Below are 15,715 nucleotides of genomic sequence, written 5' to 3' on the forward strand. Positions count from 1 at the left end.
CGTACTGATTCACAGCCTGCTTGCGTAACGCAAGCAGGCTGTGAATCAGGTGTACCAAAAAGTTGCACCCACCGCTGATCCAAGCAACCCTTGACCCACTCCTAACCAATCCTGAGATAGATATTAATAATTGTTGGGCAATGATTAATGGCAAATTTGCCTTCAACTCAGTTCATGACCACCCCAATTCATTATTAAGTGGTGTTTACTATGTTAAAGCAGCTAAAGATTCTGGAGGACTATTTTTTCATGATCGGAGAGTCAGCGCCCATCGGTTATTACCAAAATATTCAGAATTGACCCCTTGGACAATACCAAGCATAACTTACAAACCTACTGAAGGAATATGATTATATTTCCGAGTTGGCTGATGCATGGTGTAGAGCTTAATTTGACTGATGAAGAAAGAGTTAGTATTAGCTTCAATATTGGTGTTAGACAAAGATAATAAAAAGGAATTTAGAAAACTCCACCCATAAAGGGCAAAGTCTGAGCGGAAGATTCTTCCAGGCAGAACTTTGCAAGACAGGGGTGGAGTTTTAAGAAGTAAAAATGTTTGATACTGATTTCGCCCGTAAAGGGACGAGTTCATGTCTAAATCCTATTTGTTATCAACAGTGTTTTACCAGATCAAAAATTAACTAAAATTAACGGAAGCTACCAGGATTTAAGCGAATGGGAACTTGACGAGTGGAGGTAGGTTTAGATTGACCACGAATTGCCACTCCATTCCGCAGCTTAGTAGCATTACCGCCATCTTTGGGATCGAGGAAAGGTTTAAGATTTATCCCACTTCTAGATGAGCTAACCGGATTATTACTATTGCCTAAAAGTGTGCGACCTAAGTTGTATAGGTCGTTTGCTCCTCCCTGTCCACTACTAGTATAGGTGTTGACAGCTGCGGTCTGCTGTCCGCTATCAGCAGTTGTCAAGTTTTGAAAAACGCTATTACGTACAACGTAAGGGTCTTTGTCACGGGGTACTGTTAGTACAATCCGGCATGAAGAGTTAGCTTCAGTTGTAACGCAGACTGTGTTCTCGTTATTTTCTGTTGCTGTCTGGAGTTCTTGTAAGCCATCTGGGCGATAAAGTTCCAAGCGACTGGCAATGGCTTCACAGCGTCTTTGTGGATTCCAACCACCACCCAAAGCCGCAGGAGCCGCCCAAGGAAAGTATTGACCTGGTTGACTTTGTGGCTGATACATAACGGTGTACTGACCGTTGTAATACTGACAGCTAAACCGATTTGCACTGTTAACGCTGGGTGAACGAGGTGTAGTAGTTGATCTGTCTATTGGTATTGATGTGCCTGATGGTGTTGATGTACCACCTGATGGTATTGTTGGTACTACTACACCATCGTTATCGTTAGTAGAGCCAGAAGGGTCATATTGGGCAAGAGCGACGGAATTTCCTAGACATAGGGCTAAGCCAAGACCGCTCAACGAAATAAACTTAAGCAGGTGTGATGACATAAATCATCCTCCAGTAGAAATAAACAAGTAGGGAATTGATAGTTTAAGTGACGAATATTTCTGTTTTTTGATTCATCAAGAACGCTGTTTTTTTTGCGCTTGTTCTTTTTTATTTTTGAGTAGCTGTTTGACTCGTGCTTTAATTTCTGCATGACGTCCAACTCCTTCATAAGCATAGCGGTTGTAGCCATTACGAGAAATTAGATTTTCTATATCACTAACTCGTTCTTTACCGCCAGGATGCGAAGACAACCAGCTTGGTGGAGAATTTTTCTGTTGTTTCTCTAGTGTCACCATCAAGTTACGCAAACCATCAGCTGCATAGCCTGTAGCTGCAATCAGGCGTGTACCAAGAATATCTGCCTGACGTTCCATGTCGCGGCTGTAACTTAGTGCAAAGAGTTGGCCAATGGTTCCGCCCAGAGGGAGATACTGAGTAACGTTAGAGATAAAATTGCCTTGGGTAATTAATTGAAAAGCATGGGATAAAATTACATGAGATAGTTCATGACCGATTAATCCAGCTAATTCTGCTTCAGAATTGGTTTTAGCGATCGCACCCCCATTAATAAAGATTTTACCTCCAGGTAGGGCAAAGGCGTTGAGACTTTCTTCTGGGATTACAAAGAACTCATATTTAAACTCGTTACGTCCGCCGACTTTTGCCAATTTCTGCCCGATTTCATTAACATATGCCAAAACAGGTTCATCTATAATTAAGCCCAACTGTTTTTTCGCCTGCTTTGTGACTGAATCACCCACAGATTCTTCACCTTGTAGCAGTAAAACTGTGGAGTCAAGAGCAGAAAAAGGGCCAAGAAGACTGCCACTAACGGCATAACCTAATGCACCAGTAATAATATTAGTGATGACGTTGCCTCTAATTTCTGCACGTGTATGGGATTTGTAGCGTTTGAGATTTTCCTCGGCTAGTTTTGTAAACTCAGGTGCTTGGGGATTTGTCGGGTTGAAAATGGCAAATTGCCGCGCTGCCAAAGACGCTTCCATCCATTTTTTTTGTTCAACAAGTGCTGTAATTTTAGCTTTGATCAGTTCTGGTTGAGCGGGATAAAACGAAGATGCCCGTTCTAATACATCTAATGCTTCTTTAGGGCGATCGTATTGCTTGAGGACTTCAGCATAACGTATATGACCAGGGATAAATTCTGGATACTGTTTAACTAATAGTTCTAGTGGGACTAAAGTTCTTGTTTGCAGTTTAGTTGCTATCCCCGCCTCTGATTCCCGCCAGTAAACTTTACCCCCAGGTGATAACTGTGCGGGGTCATTAATTGCTGCTTTGCGCTCTTCAGGTATAGTTGTTTTCGCAAAAGGTTCTTTCACCTCCCGATACAGTTTTTCCGCCTCTGGAATTTTTCCTGCTAGATACAACTTGTCTGCTTCAAGGAGTTTTTGCTGACGAGCGATTTCTTCGGGACTAGGCGCAGGTTCCTCTACCGAAGCTGGCTTTTTTGGTTCCGTGGCTTCTGGCGTTGATGAGCGTCGCAGCGCATCTCTTAACTTTTGTACTTTAGTTGATTCTGACGTTGCTGCACTGGGTAAATTGACAGTTTCAACAGTGGTAGATGCAGGCGGTGTTTGTGCTGGAACGGGTGCTATCGGTTGCGTTAGGATAATCAAAATTGATGTCCCAACTGATAGCAATAGCCAGTTACAGGCTAGCAGTAGAGGCTTCCAGGTTCGTTTCATGCTGAGATTTACTTATGCAATAGGCTGGTTTTTTCAATGTTATGAGCAATTACCTATATACGCATAGAGCGATCGCAGCTTGGCAATTTTGTTTATAGCTCAATACGCTTGGGTTAAGACTAAAACTCTTTTTCAAAGTCAATTTTTTTAACGAACCACATACTCCTACGGAGAAGCAAGCTACGCGTTAGCGTCTCCCTTTGGGAGAAGGACGCTAAGGACGCAAAGAGAAGGAAGAAATGCTTAAGTTAAGCGATCGCCTGCTTTTTGAGTTAGTAGAACAGTCACTTCATAACTGCATCCAATAACACATCAGCATCAAAGCGTACTACATCAGTGCAAGGTAGCCCAGTTTCCGTTATTGTTTGAGCGATCGCATTCCTTGCCGCAGACTCATCTAAATGAGCCGTGTTCAAAGCTATACCCACCACAGGCGCAAATCCAAAAGCGCCACCAGCACTAGCGACAGTTTCATAAAGCTTAATCACTTCTGGTAAAGGCGGAATAGGTACGTGGGGATTGTTGCGGTTATGGGTTTGTCCTACCCGATGTACCAACACTAGTTGGGTTGGTTGCGAACCACGAATTAAGGGTAAGGTTGCTGTTGAACCAGGATGCAACAGTGAACCTTGTCCTTCAATATGCAAGATATCGTAATTTTTGCCATAGCGCATAACTATCTGTTCTACAGCACCAGCTGCAAAGTCTACCCGCACGGCATCCAATGCCACACCATCGCCTTCTAACATCACACCAGTTTGACCTGTAGCGAGAAATTTAGAACGCAAACCTCGTAGTTGTGACGCCCTGTGCAGTTCTAGGCTGGTTGACATTTTTCCGATCGCCATGTCGGTTCCCACCGTCAATACTCGCCGACAGGGGAGGGTGCTGGCGATCGCATTAGCAACATTTAAATTAGGTGGCTCTTTCCGCACATCCCAAATTAATTGCGCTGGTTTAAGCAGTTCTTTTAACTCTGGAATGTTTGCCAATGGGGTGTGCAAACCATTTACCAGCGACATTCCAGCTTTAAGCGCATCTTTGATTTCATCCCAGAAATCACTTGGTAAAGCACCACCTCCTGGAGCGATGCCAATAACTAAAACTTCGGGTTGATACTCCAGCGCTGCGGCTACAGATGCCACAATTGGCACGTCACGCTTGATACCTGTTAATTGCGGCAGGGATTTACCAGCAGTCTCGCGATCAATTACTGCAACTATCGGGGCTTCACTGTAGCGTAAAATTGCTAGCCCTGTTTTGCCATTAGACCCGATAACTCCTTCATGCAGTAGAATAGCTACTCGTTGATTAAGCGGCAGACGCACTGTGTTGTACCCCCAAGCCAGGTAAATCGTTTGGTAAAATTTTCCCCTCTTGCACTAATGCACCTGTAAAAGGGTCATCAATTAAGTTTAGGTGACTGTCTAAATCTAAATAATCAGCCAGTGGAGCTAGATGTGCTGCTGCTGTATTAGACAAGGAACTGTCGGAATAACAGCCGAACATCACTTGCAACCCATAGGCTCGCGCTGTATGTACCATCCGCATTGCCTCGCTTAAACCCCCAGATTTCATGAGTTTGATATTGATGCCATCCGCGTAGTTCGCCAAATAGGGAATATCGGCGCTGGTGAAACAACTTTCATCGACAAAAATGGGCAGGCTAGAGTGTTCTTTGAGTTGTACTAAACTCTTTTCTTGCCCTCGTGGTAATGGCTGTTCTACATACTTTATACCTAAATCAGCTAGCCACTTGCACATTGCGATCGCATCTTCTAAATTCCAACCCCCGTTGGCATCAACGAAAAATTCTGTTTCGGGTGCTTCTTCTCGGACTGCTAAGAGCATTTGTTTATCTGCATCTATGCCGTCTGGGTTTCCTAACTTGATTTTAAAAAGACGGACATCAGTAAATTGTAGCCAATCTCGCGCCCTAGCCCTAGCCGCTGCTGGTGAATTAATCCCAATTGTGACCGAAGTTGGTACTATGGCATTGCGATCGCATCCCCAGATTTGCCATAGAGGTAACCCTACGCGTTTGCCTAACCAGTCGTGCATAGCCATATCTAAGGCTGCTTTGACAGCAGAAGGAACCTGCGCTTTTGTTAACACTTGCTCAACTTGCTGCCGCTGTAAGGGGCTGAATGCTTCCAATATCGGTGCGACTTGCTGTAAGGCATCTTTAATGGTGTCTGTTGACTGGCGGCGATCGCCTATGCTAAACGGTGAGGCTTCACCCCAGCCTTCGATACCATCTTGCGAAATCTTCAACCATACATTAGTTGTCTGTGCCGTTGTTCCCCGACTAATTGTCAACGGGAATCTCTTATTGACTGTAAATAATTTTACATTAATTAGCATATTTAAGCTGCATATTATGCTATAGCAAAAGCCAGTGTAAATTCAAAGTTTAGACTATTTGATGCATCTGTTATACTTTTTTACATTCACTAGTTAACTCTTCAATTTTTTATACATAATTTTATTTATTACATAGTCTATGAACAGCCTAAAAAAATGGAAGACTTTGAACTCAAAAATGGTCTTGGATCATCGTTGGTGTAAAGTAAGGCGGGATGAAATAGAATTACCTAACGGTAAAATTATAGATGACTATTTTGTCAGTATTAAACCAGATGTTGCTCTAGTTTTACCTATAACAACCAGTAAAGAGATTGTTTTTGTCCGGCAATACAGACACGCCGTTGGTGAGTTTTTCATAGAACTGCCAGCAGGTAGTTTCGAGCCAGCAAAAGAGAGTGCAGAAACAGCAGCTATTAGAGAACTACAAGAAGAGACTGGTTATACTGCTCAAGAATTGACAAAAATTACAACCCTATATGATAAGCCTAGCAAAGATACTAATCAAATACATTTATTTTTAGCAGAAAATGTTATAAAAACTAGCAAGCAAAACTTAGATGTTACAGAAGAGATTGAAGTTATATTAATTCCGATTGAGTCTGTTGTAGATAAAGTAACTCAAGGTGAAATTTGTGTTGCAGGAACTGTTGCGGCTCTATTATTAGGTTTAAGTTTTATCAGTTATTAATAATCGAGGTATATAGATTATTTACGTTTTTTATAACAATTCTGTATTCTGTTTGAATTAAGAGTCAGGTTAGTGTAGGAGAACTGGCGATAAATAACAGTGAGTTACATTTAATAGACTTATTAAAAATTTTGGCTCTCCCAGAGTAACTATGGTAAAATAATATAAATAGTTAAATAAATCTTAGATAATTTAGATTGTTTAATAGAGCAAACCCAAGCTATAAATAGAATTCTAGACTAATTAAATAATATAAAAATTCAAAAATATTGATATTAAAACAAGGGTTTTAATAAATATGCCATCTAATCCCTTACTTCATTTCATTACTAAAGTTATTAATCTTGAAGATGTCAAGGTTATTAATTACCATTTTCTTACAGATGATGAAATAGTAATAGAAATTGAAAATAAGCTGAAAGTTGCTAAATGCCCTCACTGTGGAAATACCTCCGATAAAATCCATCAAAATCATTGGTATAGAGTCAGAGATATACCCCTAAGCGATTATCAAGTATTGTTAAAAGTAAATCGTCGTCAGTTGAAATGTCAAAAATGTCAGAAAGTATTCAGTGAAGAGTTAGATTTTATCAAAGCCAGAAGAACTTATACAAAAAGACTGGCGATGAAAGTAATTAAGGAAGTATTAGAAACTAATGTAAAGAGTGCAGCCATCAGAAATAGAATGACAACCTCTGAGGTGGAAACAGTATTAAAAGAACTGGAAGTTGATTTACTCACAGAAAAACCTAAGAAGTTAAAAAAGTTGGGGATAGATGAAATCACCCAGTTAAAAGGAGGAAAAAATTATGCGGCAGTTCTGGTGGACTTAGAAACAAGAAAACCAATAGCATTATTGGAGAAAAGAAATAAAGCAGTAATAGCAGAATACTTATCTAGTCTAGGTTTAGAGATTTTAACCCAAATAGAAGAAGTTAGCATAGATTTATGGATACCATATAAAAGTTTAATCCAAGAAATGATGCCAAATGCTCAAATAGTAGCCGATAGATTCCATGTCATGAAACAAATAAACGAGGAGTTAGATCAAAAGAGAAAGAAAGCAAAAAGAGCAGCAGAAAAAATTAAAAATAAGAAAGAGAGAGAAAGTACATTAGCGGGGTTGACTCATAGTAAATACCCTTTATTAAAGAAAAAAGAAAACCTTAACTCCGCGGAAAATGCGAAGATAGAATCAGTGGAGAAAGTTGCCCCTGAGCTAGGAAGAATGTATCGAATCAAAGAAGGACTTAGAGATATATTTGACAGTCAAATAACCAGTGATGAAGCCTTATATAAATTCCTAGAATGGACAGAAACAGCTTATAAATACTTCCCGAAAAGTTGTCGAACAATAAGTAGATGGATAGATGAGATTCTCGCTTATTTTGATAGCCGAACTACTCAAGGAGTTGTTGAAGGAATTAATCAAAAGATTAAGCTGATTAAAAGAAGAGCTTATGGTTTAACTAACTTTGATAATTTTAGAAGAAGAATTTTACTCAATTGGTATTTCTGCTACTAATTTATCATATCTAATCTGGGAGAGCCAAAATTATTAAGGATATATTTATACAAAAAATCTGCGCTAGAATTACCAGAAAAATATACTTTTGAATTGTAACTATGCGCTTTGCTAATGCTGAGGAAGCAGACTATCCTCCAAAAAAATATAGAATTGATACTCACAACTTTAATGGAGATGACTTTGGACGATTAATTTCTCTAATCCGCAAAGATGCTGGTGAAACTGAAATTGATTCTTTTCTAAGACGTAGGCTTTCTCTACTATCATTTACTTCTAGCTTTTTTCGTACTGGTCATCATGATACTTGGATCATTCCCCAACCTGAGATAAAACCACGAGGTTTTGCGAATGGAGCAGGAAAGATTCCAGATTACCTCTTTGCTGGTGAAAACTCAGATGGAATAACGTGGTGGGTTGTAGATTTTAAGTCGCCAAAACACCACCTTTACAAAGATGATAAAAATGGTCGAGTTGTTGAAACTGCTCCGTTAGCAAGTGGTATTAGTCAGTTAAGAGATTACATTCGCTACTGCACTGAACATCAAGGATTTATTCGAGAAACACTAGGGCTTAAATCTTTTACTTCTCCTTTAGGAGTCATTATCATTGGGCGAGAATGTGAACTCAAAAAAGATTTGAGGAAGCAAGCTTATAAAGCACAGTTTAATAAAGATACACAAACTATCCAGATAAGGACTTTTGACGCTTTTCTTCATCAAATTGAGTTTTATTCAAGAACCTCTTACAAGTTACCTTTTCTAGCTAAGCTCTACAAATCTATTTTCGTCACAGATGAGTTATCACCTTGGGATAGATGGTGCAACTATTCATCATCAGAAGACTAAGTTTCAGATTCATAGGACTTACCTAAGCACACTCTATGAATTCTTCTCTACGAGACCGGAGGTGAAGGCGTTATTGGCAGCTTGGTGAAGCAGTCCGGTCTTGCAAATCCAAAATTTTGTTTATGGATGACGTCCAAAAGCGAGTTTCAATACAGTGAACCTTAAAGTTTAATTTTGAATTCTGAACTGTTTACCTTGCCCATTGCTGCAAGATGTAATCGTAAAAAGCATCTTTATCTACTTTATCCATTGCAGAAATTTTACGACCACCTGCAACTACTTTAGTACGCCCCTGGCTAAGTCCTGTGGTGATGATTTCTGTTTCCCATTCGCGTAATCGATAGAATTCCGGGTGTCCCAGATAAGCAGTTGCCAGCACATCCCAGAAATAATAATCTTGGGGAATGACTAGTGCATAACATTGTCCAGCTAAATCAGAAATAGGATAGTGGCGTTGTCGCCCCATCTTTTGCACTAATTCTGATGTGACAGGGACATTATTAGTCAAATCCAAAGGACACATAATAATTTCAATTTGTGTTTGCCACACCCGCGCCGCTGAAACTGCATCCCAATAAACATTCCACTCAGCAGAACCATCTTGTCCTGGTTCGAGATTTTTTTCCACATTGCCAAAGACATTTAATGCACCTCCCATCCAAACAATCTTGTGAATCTTCGCTTCAATGTCGGGTGCTTTTTCCAGCGCTACTGCAACCGTTGTCAAAGGCCCAGTTACCATCAGCGTCACTGGTTCAGATGCTTCGCGCAATACCTTGACCATAAAATCTTGACCAGTTTCTGCAAGCAGAGGCGTGTTAATGGTTTCGCTTTGATTGAGAATGGGAAGATGGTCAATGATAAACGAATCGCGCCTATAGAGACTGGGGAATGGGTTGACACCACGTACCGTGCTTTCTGCAACCTGGATATGAGAAAATCCCATCAAATCAATAATTTTTCGTGTGGCACTAACAGCCGGTTGGATGTAGCAATCAGCCGGAGTAACGACGACACCGAGGAGTTCAATATGATCCATTGTTAACAGCAGCATAGTTGCTAGATAATCATCTACACCACCATCGTGATCCATTAATACGAGTTGTTTTGACATAAAAGGAGAATTAATATGGACGAGTTTATGGAAACTGCTATTCAAGAAGCAAAACAAGGCAGACAAGAAGGTGGAATTCCCATCGGTTCGGTTCTCATCAAGGATGGTAAAATTCTCGGCAGAGGACACAATAAACGTGTGCAAGACGGTGATCCTATTACCCACGCTGAAATTGATTGTCTCCGTAATGCAGGTAGAATCGGCAGTTACAGAGGTACAACAATCTATTCAACCTTAATGCCGTGTTACTTGTGCGCTGGGGCAGTTGTGCAATTTGGCATTAAAAAAGTCATCGTTGGAGAATCCAGAACCTTTCCTGGTGCTAAAAACTTTATGGTATCCCACGGTGTAGAAGTAATAGATTTAAATCTTGACGAATGCGAACAAATGATGAGTGAGTTTATTGAAACCAATCCTGAACTCTGGAATGAGGATATTGGTAAGTAGTTATTGGGCATGGGGCATTGGGCATTGGGCAAGAATCAATAGTTCTTCTTTCTCTGTGTTTTGCTTGCTCCCTCATCTTTGTCACTCCCTGCACAGACGCGTAGACGCTCGAAGAGCGGCTTCTCGTAAGAGTATAATCGCGTCTCTACCCCTACTCCCTTTCCTTGAGAAATTCATCAAAGGTAAACCTATCTGGTAAAGAAGTTTGTGCGCCTGATTTTGTTGCTGTTAAAGCACCCGCTGCCGCACCCCAAACAACTGCCTGATGTAAAGAAAGTCCTTCAAAAAGTGCCGCTGCTAAACCGCCATTGAAAGCATCACCAGCGGCAACAGTGTCAATGGCATCAACAGGGAACGCAGGTACAAAAAACTTTTCTTCAGCAGTGGCACAAAAAACACCTTTAGCACCTAGTTTGACAATCACACACTTTACACCCCGCTGCAATAAAACCGCAGCAGCTTTTGCCGCAGTCTCTTCTCCATCCACAGTAAAACCTACTAACTGCCCGGTCTCAACTTCATTCGGTGTAATAATATCTACCAATGAGTAAAGTTCATTAGGTAAATTAGGCTGTGCAGGTGCTGGGTCAAAAATCACTTTTACTCCTGCTTTTTGTGCTGCTTGGGCTGCTGCAACCACAGCAGCAATAGGGATTTCCAGTTGTAAAAGTAATGCTGTAGCTTCTGGTAACAAGTCAGACAATTGTTCTACATCCTCTTGATTGACTTGCCCATTTGCACCAGGAATGACAATAATTTGATTTTCACCTCTGTCATCGACAGCGATCATCGCCACTCCAGAACTGACAGTTTCATCGATAGAAACATTTTCAGTCTCTACACCAGAGTTGTGCAAATTGTATAGTAATTCTGACGCAAAACTGTCTGTACCTACACGCCCTACCATCTGAGTTGGAATTCCCAAACGTGCCAGTGCTACGGCTTGATTTGCTCCTTTACCTCCCGGTATTTGAAAAAACTCCTCTCCTGTCAGTGTTTCTCCTGCAACTGGTAACCGAGATGTTGTGGCTACCAAGTCCATATTAATGCTGCCAAAAACAACAATACTCATGATATTAATTTGTGTTGAGCTTAAATTTAGAAAATTATAAATCTCTAAAAAATTTAGTATTAGAACATTTTCCTATTGAGTAAACACTATATTTTTATATTTACGCTAGACATGACTAAATATTTTGTATGTTAGTGGAAAGCCTGGCTTTAAACCATCCTTGCAGACATAAGAAATATGCAAAAGACAGATGTAATTGTCATTGGTAGCGGTATTGGTGGTTTAAGCTGTGCTGCACTATTGGCACGCTATGGCTTTGATGTCATAGTTTGCGAAAGCCACTCTATTCCTGGTGGTGCTGCCCATGCTTTTGAGCGCAATGGTTTCAAATTTGACTCTGGGCCATCTCTTTACTCTGGACTTTCCTATAGTCCCTCTGCCAACCCCTTGCGGCAAGTACTAGACGCCATCGGCTCTGAGCTACCATGCGCCACATACAATACTTGGGGCTGCTGTCTACCAGAAGGTAATTTTGATACCTCGGTTGGTGCTGAGCAATTTTATGAAGTACTGATGAAATTCGGCGGTGATGATGCTGTGAGCGAGTGGCAACAACTTCAGCGCGTGATGGAACCATTAGCTCGTGCAGCAACTGCCATACCGTCAGCAGCATTGCGTTTTGATTTAGGTGCAGCTAGAACTGTCAGCCGATTTGCCCCTTCTATGGCAAGACACGCGTTAAATATCAGCAAGCTGACGGGGCCTTTTAGCCGGATTATGGATGGTGTTGTTAAAGACCCATTTACACGCAACTGGCTGGATATGTTGTGCTTTCTGCTTTCTGGACTGCCAGCAGATGGCACGAGTGCCGCAGAAGTAGCTTTTATGTTTGCCGATTGGTATCGGCCAGGAGTGGTGCTTGATTACCCTGTTGGTGGTAGTGGTGCTTTAGTTGACGCCCTTGTACAAGGACTACAACGACACGGTGGGCAGTTGATATTAAATGCTCATGTGGAGCAAGTACTTGTAGAAGATAACCGCGCGGTGGGTGTGCGTTTACGTGATGGTAAAGAAATGCGATCGCGTCGAGCAGTTGTTTCTAATGCATCAGTTTGGGATACGCTAAAACTACTGCCAGAAAAGGCTGTACCAAAACAATTTCGTACGAAACGGCAGGCGACACCCGAATGCGATAGCTTTATGCATCTGCATTTAGGCGTTGATGCCCAAGGGTTACCTTCAAACTTGGCGTGTCATTATATTGTTGTAAATAACTGGGAAATGGGCGTGACAGCACCTCAGAATCTTGTGCTGATTTCAATTCCTTCAATTCTCGATTCGTCCTTAGCGCCACCAGGCAAGTATGTGATGCACATATATACGCCTGGTAATGAACCCTATACTCTCTGGCAGGGAATGGACAGAAAAAGCCAAGAGTATGCTGAACAAAAGCGATCGCGTACAGAAGTAATGTGGCAAGCTTTAGAGCGGATTATTCCAGATATTCGCTCTCGTTGCGAAGTTACACTTGTTGGCACACCCCTAACGCACGAGCATTTTCTGCGTCGTCACCGAGGTTCTTATGGCCCAGCGATTCCGGCAGGAGTTGGTATGTTTCCTGGCCCTAGTACACCCTTACCTGGACTGCTATGTTGTGGAGACTCCACATTTCCCGGTATTGGTTTACCAGCAGTCGCCGCCAGTGGGATGATTGCTGCCAACACACTTGCGCCCGTTAGCAAGCATTTAGCCATGCTTGGGGATATCAAGTGCATTTAACTTTTCTAGTGTAAAATCTAACTGCCAATACAGCCGCACCTGCTGCCAAAGTTGCTAATACACTGTCAGGTTCAGGTACAACAGCAACTTTAGCAGTTATTTGTGCATTTCCAGCAAACAAACCTGCTAAGTTAGGTTTGCCAAGTACACCAGCAAACTCTGGAGAAATCAGTAATTGAACATTAGCGAGGGTTAGAGTTAAATTTTTGCTGTCAAGTGCTGTAGATTCTGGCGCACTCAAATCAAACAAAATTGTATTTAAAGAAACTGTGTCTCTTAAGACAAGCCCGCTAGCACCTGACACAGTACGTCCTGGCTCAATTCCAATTGAAAAGTTACCAACAGTAATTTGGTCATTAAAGGTAACAGTACCAGTATGCTCAACTGTACCTGAGAGCGGGGTAAAACCACCCTCGTCGCTGAATGTGAAATTGGAGCCTGAAGTGATGTTGAAGCCTACCAAATAATCGCTGGGAACTGGCGTGACTGTATCATTAGTGCCTGTAATATTTAACCCAATACCTTTAAGAATCTGCTTGTGGTCACGGTCAATGCTGGTGACTCCAGACTTTACCTGATAAATAGTTGCAGCTTCTACCCTTATGGGTGCAATTGATAAAAAAGCTGCTGTCGTATATCCAATAATTGCGGAAAACTGAGAAAAACGCATAGATCCTCCTTGTCTTTAGTGACTTATTATATATATTTTCAAAAGTCATTTTGTTTAAAGATTGTATTTAGATTTAGCTAAATTATAAAACTTATAATTAATCTAAATTTTTAGTATTATATGTTAATCAATGTATTTGTAATGCTTTTTATTTAAATATTTTTTTCAAAATCAACTTGAGTTTTGCTTAGGTAACTAAATGGTTATTGCTAATTTAAGAAAACTTTAAAAAGCTTGTAAATACAGGATTACTGAGTATATAAAATCATGCAAACGTTTATTTTGCGGCTAAAAAGCGTATATATTAGCCTCAAAGTTTTTAATATTTTATAGATAATTTTAATAGATTATCATACTTGTATAAAGGTCATATAAAGAAAGGCAAATTCAATGTAAAATTTTGGCTATTTCCACTGAGCATTTTTCTTTAAAAAACAGAGTTTTCTATTTTAAAGTTTATATCAAGTAAAGACAAAGTTAATCTGAAAAGTTGATTTAGTAGTTACAAATATCAAGTTAATTGATCTGATAAAATAAACAGCATTAATCAGGTTAGGTTGTATCTTATATAGTTTATAGTTAAAAAATAAATTTGTTTAATTTACCTCTAGGTTTTCTAGCTTAAGACAAGGTTGTAAGTGGCGTCGAATTGCCCATAATTAAGTTAAAACTCTAGGAAATCAAGATAATGAACGCGAATTTTCCATCACAATGTACCTGCATTGCAGATTTATCAGTTACTAGAGGGTTTGTATATCTAGTGTGGAGTCTTGCCGATTTTTACCAATCTTCCCCAAATAACATAAATTTCCCATTTTCTAGCAGAAAGCTTCAAAATTGGTCAAATACCGATGATTTACTCATTTTGTGCTTGGATGAGCAAGCAGATTAAAAATTGACAGGCGGCTGCCGAAAAGATATACCATATCAGAGTCGTTTATACGCAAGTTTTTGTCCTATGCCTAGTATTGAACCTGATGAAAACCGAGAGCATCGTATAAAAACAGAGATAATCGTCGATGCTGATGATGATAAAGAAGAACGGGCGATGGGTTGGTATTACTACCTCGACGATACTTTGAATTTCCCCTTTATGGCGAAGTGGACGAAAAAGGGACGAAAATCAGCTGCTGAGGAGAAAGATGTTGAAGTACTGGGAATGGCTCCAGATGATGAATGCTTAAAAGATATGTTTGTGGAAGTGGTTTATCCGAATGGCAAGGATGAAGATGTGTTTTCTGCAAAACTATCTGATATAAAAGCAATTGATGCTGATGATGAAACCCAAGAAGCACTGGCAGATTGGGAATATTGGCTTGCTAGAGGATACAAGTTCTAACAAGAAGGCAGGGGATAGTCTCTATGAACTTCCTACACTACTAAATATCAACAAAGCATAAGGGGATACAGGATAACTACCTGTGACTCAAAACTCAGCACTTTCAAATCAGGAGAAAAAAGTTCTTTCCTGTAATTATGCCGACCTAGTTAAAAGCTGATTTAATTTTAGGATAAATGCCGAATAATACGGCAGGGATTGCCAGCTGCAACGACGTTTTCAGGTATATCTTTGACTACTACACTGCCAGCACCAATAGTCGTGCCATCTCCAATTGTCACTCCTGGACAAATAATAGCACCGCCACCAATCCAGACATTATTACCAATTTTTATTGGAGCAGCTAATTCTCTACCGGAAAGTCGAATTTCTGGCTCTAGAGGATGATAGGCAGTGTAAATCTGTACGTAAGGGGCGCACAAGACATTTTCGCCAATCTCAACTTTATTGCAGTCTAAAATCACGCAGCCATAGTTCATATATAACCCATTGCCAGCATAAATATTGCTGCCATAGTCACAGTGAAAGGGTGGGACAATTATTATTTTCTGCCCTATTTTTCCGAATAATTCTTGTAAAATTTGCTGCCGCTGCTCTTGCTGTTCAACAGTTGTAGAATTGTATCTTCTTAAAAGACGGCTGGCCTGCTGACTTTCGGCAGTCAATTCAGGGTCTTCTGCAAGATATAACTCCCCTGCAAGCATTTTCTGTTTTTCTGTTTTTTCCATAAAAGTTTGTTAT

The 15,715-nt window shown here is 40.5% G+C and carries 15 protein-coding genes and 1 pseudogene; 8 read left to right on the top strand and 8 right to left on the bottom strand.

From position 1 onward, the window contains the following. Nucleotides 1–140: 140 nt before the first annotated feature. Nucleotides 141–448, top strand: a pseudogene (locus WKK05_RS23925) (TIGR02466 family protein). Between the two features lie 199 nt (nucleotides 449–647). Here the strand turns inward: WKK05_RS23925 and WKK05_RS23930 are convergent. The 4 genes from WKK05_RS23930 to WKK05_RS23945 all read right to left on the bottom strand — a co-directional run bounded on the left by WKK05_RS23930 (nucleotide 648) and on the right by WKK05_RS23945 (nucleotide 5,549). Continuing rightward, nucleotides 648–1,475: a COP23 domain-containing protein gene (locus tag WKK05_RS23930; RefSeq protein WP_341525547.1), complete on the bottom strand. Its 828-nt coding sequence runs from the start codon at nucleotides 1,473–1,475 to the stop codon at nucleotides 648–650. 75 nt (nucleotides 1,476–1,550) lie between these two features. Continuing rightward, on the bottom strand, nucleotides 1,551–3,185 hold the full coding sequence (locus WKK05_RS23935) for a M48 family metalloprotease (protein ID WP_341525548.1): 1,635 nt from the start codon (nucleotides 3,183–3,185) through the stop codon (nucleotides 1,551–1,553). 284 nt (nucleotides 3,186–3,469) lie between these two features. Then, entirely contained in the window at nucleotides 3,470–4,513 is a 1,044-nt protein-coding gene (locus WKK05_RS23940; RefSeq protein ID WP_341525549.1) for a DUF1611 domain-containing protein, read from the bottom strand. Next, on the bottom strand, nucleotides 4,497–5,549 hold the full coding sequence (locus WKK05_RS23945) for a dipeptide epimerase (RefSeq protein WP_341525550.1): 1,053 nt from the start codon (nucleotides 5,547–5,549) through the stop codon (nucleotides 4,497–4,499). Before WKK05_RS23945 ends, WKK05_RS23940 begins: the two co-directional genes overlap by 17 nt. Before the next feature lie 139 nt (nucleotides 5,550–5,688). On the opposite strand from WKK05_RS23945, the gene WKK05_RS23950 reads away from it, so the two are divergent. The 3 genes from WKK05_RS23950 to WKK05_RS23960 all read left to right on the top strand — a co-directional run bounded on the left by WKK05_RS23950 (nucleotide 5,689) and on the right by WKK05_RS23960 (nucleotide 8,613). Then, nucleotides 5,689–6,240 carry an NUDIX hydrolase gene (locus tag WKK05_RS23950; protein ID WP_341525551.1) on the top strand — a complete coding sequence of 184 codons (552 nt, stop codon included), beginning with the start codon at nucleotides 5,689–5,691 and terminating at the stop codon, nucleotides 6,238–6,240. A gap of 298 nt (nucleotides 6,241–6,538) precedes the next feature. Further along, nucleotides 6,539–7,765, top strand: coding sequence for an ISL3 family transposase (locus WKK05_RS23955; RefSeq protein WP_341525552.1), 1,227 nt, complete (start codon nucleotides 6,539–6,541; stop codon nucleotides 7,763–7,765). A gap of 101 nt (nucleotides 7,766–7,866) precedes the next feature. Continuing rightward, nucleotides 7,867–8,613: a Shedu anti-phage system protein SduA domain-containing protein gene (locus tag WKK05_RS23960; protein WP_341525553.1), complete on the top strand. Its 747-nt coding sequence runs from the start codon at nucleotides 7,867–7,869 to the stop codon at nucleotides 8,611–8,613. A 190-nt stretch (nucleotides 8,614–8,803) separates the two neighbouring features. Here the strand turns inward: WKK05_RS23960 and WKK05_RS23965 are convergent, their stop codons facing one another. Continuing rightward, nucleotides 8,804–9,727: a nucleoside hydrolase gene (locus WKK05_RS23965; protein WP_341525554.1), complete on the bottom strand. Its 924-nt coding sequence runs from the start codon at nucleotides 9,725–9,727 to the stop codon at nucleotides 8,804–8,806. 15 nt (nucleotides 9,728–9,742) lie between these two features. On the opposite strand from WKK05_RS23965, the gene WKK05_RS23970 reads away from it, so the two are divergent. Then, nucleotides 9,743–10,174: a nucleoside deaminase gene (locus WKK05_RS23970; RefSeq protein ID WP_341525555.1), complete on the top strand. Its 432-nt coding sequence runs from the start codon at nucleotides 9,743–9,745 to the stop codon at nucleotides 10,172–10,174. Nucleotides 10,175–10,325: 151 nt separating this feature from the next. On the opposite strand, the gene rbsK is transcribed toward WKK05_RS23970, so the two are convergent. After that, entirely contained in the window at nucleotides 10,326–11,246 is a 921-nt protein-coding gene (gene rbsK, locus WKK05_RS23975; RefSeq protein WP_341525556.1) for a ribokinase, read from the bottom strand. A gap of 156 nt (nucleotides 11,247–11,402) precedes the next feature. Here rbsK and WKK05_RS23980 point away from each other — a divergent pair, with 156 nt between their 5' ends. Then, nucleotides 11,403–12,965: an NAD(P)/FAD-dependent oxidoreductase gene (locus WKK05_RS23980; protein ID WP_341531174.1), complete on the top strand. Its 1,563-nt coding sequence runs from the start codon at nucleotides 11,403–11,405 to the stop codon at nucleotides 12,963–12,965. Here the strand turns inward: WKK05_RS23980 and WKK05_RS23985 are convergent. Then, the gene (locus WKK05_RS23985; protein WP_341525557.1) at nucleotides 12,952–13,635 is read right to left on the bottom strand and encodes a hypothetical protein; all 684 of its coding nucleotides are present in this window, start codon (nucleotides 13,633–13,635) and stop codon (nucleotides 12,952–12,954) included. The genes WKK05_RS23980 and WKK05_RS23985 overlap by 14 nt on opposite strands. Before the next feature lie 688 nt (nucleotides 13,636–14,323). On the opposite strand from WKK05_RS23985, the gene WKK05_RS23990 reads away from it, so the two are divergent. Together WKK05_RS23990 and WKK05_RS23995 are read left to right on the top strand one after the other, a co-directional pair. Next, the gene (locus WKK05_RS23990; RefSeq protein WP_341525558.1) at nucleotides 14,324–14,527 is read left to right on the top strand and encodes a hypothetical protein; all 204 of its coding nucleotides are present in this window, start codon (nucleotides 14,324–14,326) and stop codon (nucleotides 14,525–14,527) included. A 66-nt stretch (nucleotides 14,528–14,593) separates the two neighbouring features. Continuing rightward, nucleotides 14,594–14,974, top strand: a complete 381-nt coding sequence (locus WKK05_RS23995; RefSeq protein WP_341525559.1) for a calcium-binding protein — start codon at nucleotides 14,594–14,596, stop codon at nucleotides 14,972–14,974. Between the two features lie 167 nt (nucleotides 14,975–15,141). Here the strand turns inward: WKK05_RS23995 and WKK05_RS24000 are convergent, their stop codons facing one another. Next, complete coding sequence (locus tag WKK05_RS24000) at nucleotides 15,142–15,702, bottom strand: sugar O-acetyltransferase (RefSeq protein ID WP_341525560.1); 561 nt, start codon at nucleotides 15,700–15,702, stop codon at nucleotides 15,142–15,144. Nucleotides 15,703–15,715 lie beyond the last annotated feature (13 nt).

It is taken from the genome of Nostoc sp. UHCC 0302 (assembly GCF_038096175.1).
Classification (GTDB): Bacteria; Cyanobacteriota; Cyanobacteriia; order Cyanobacteriales; family Nostocaceae; genus UHCC-0302.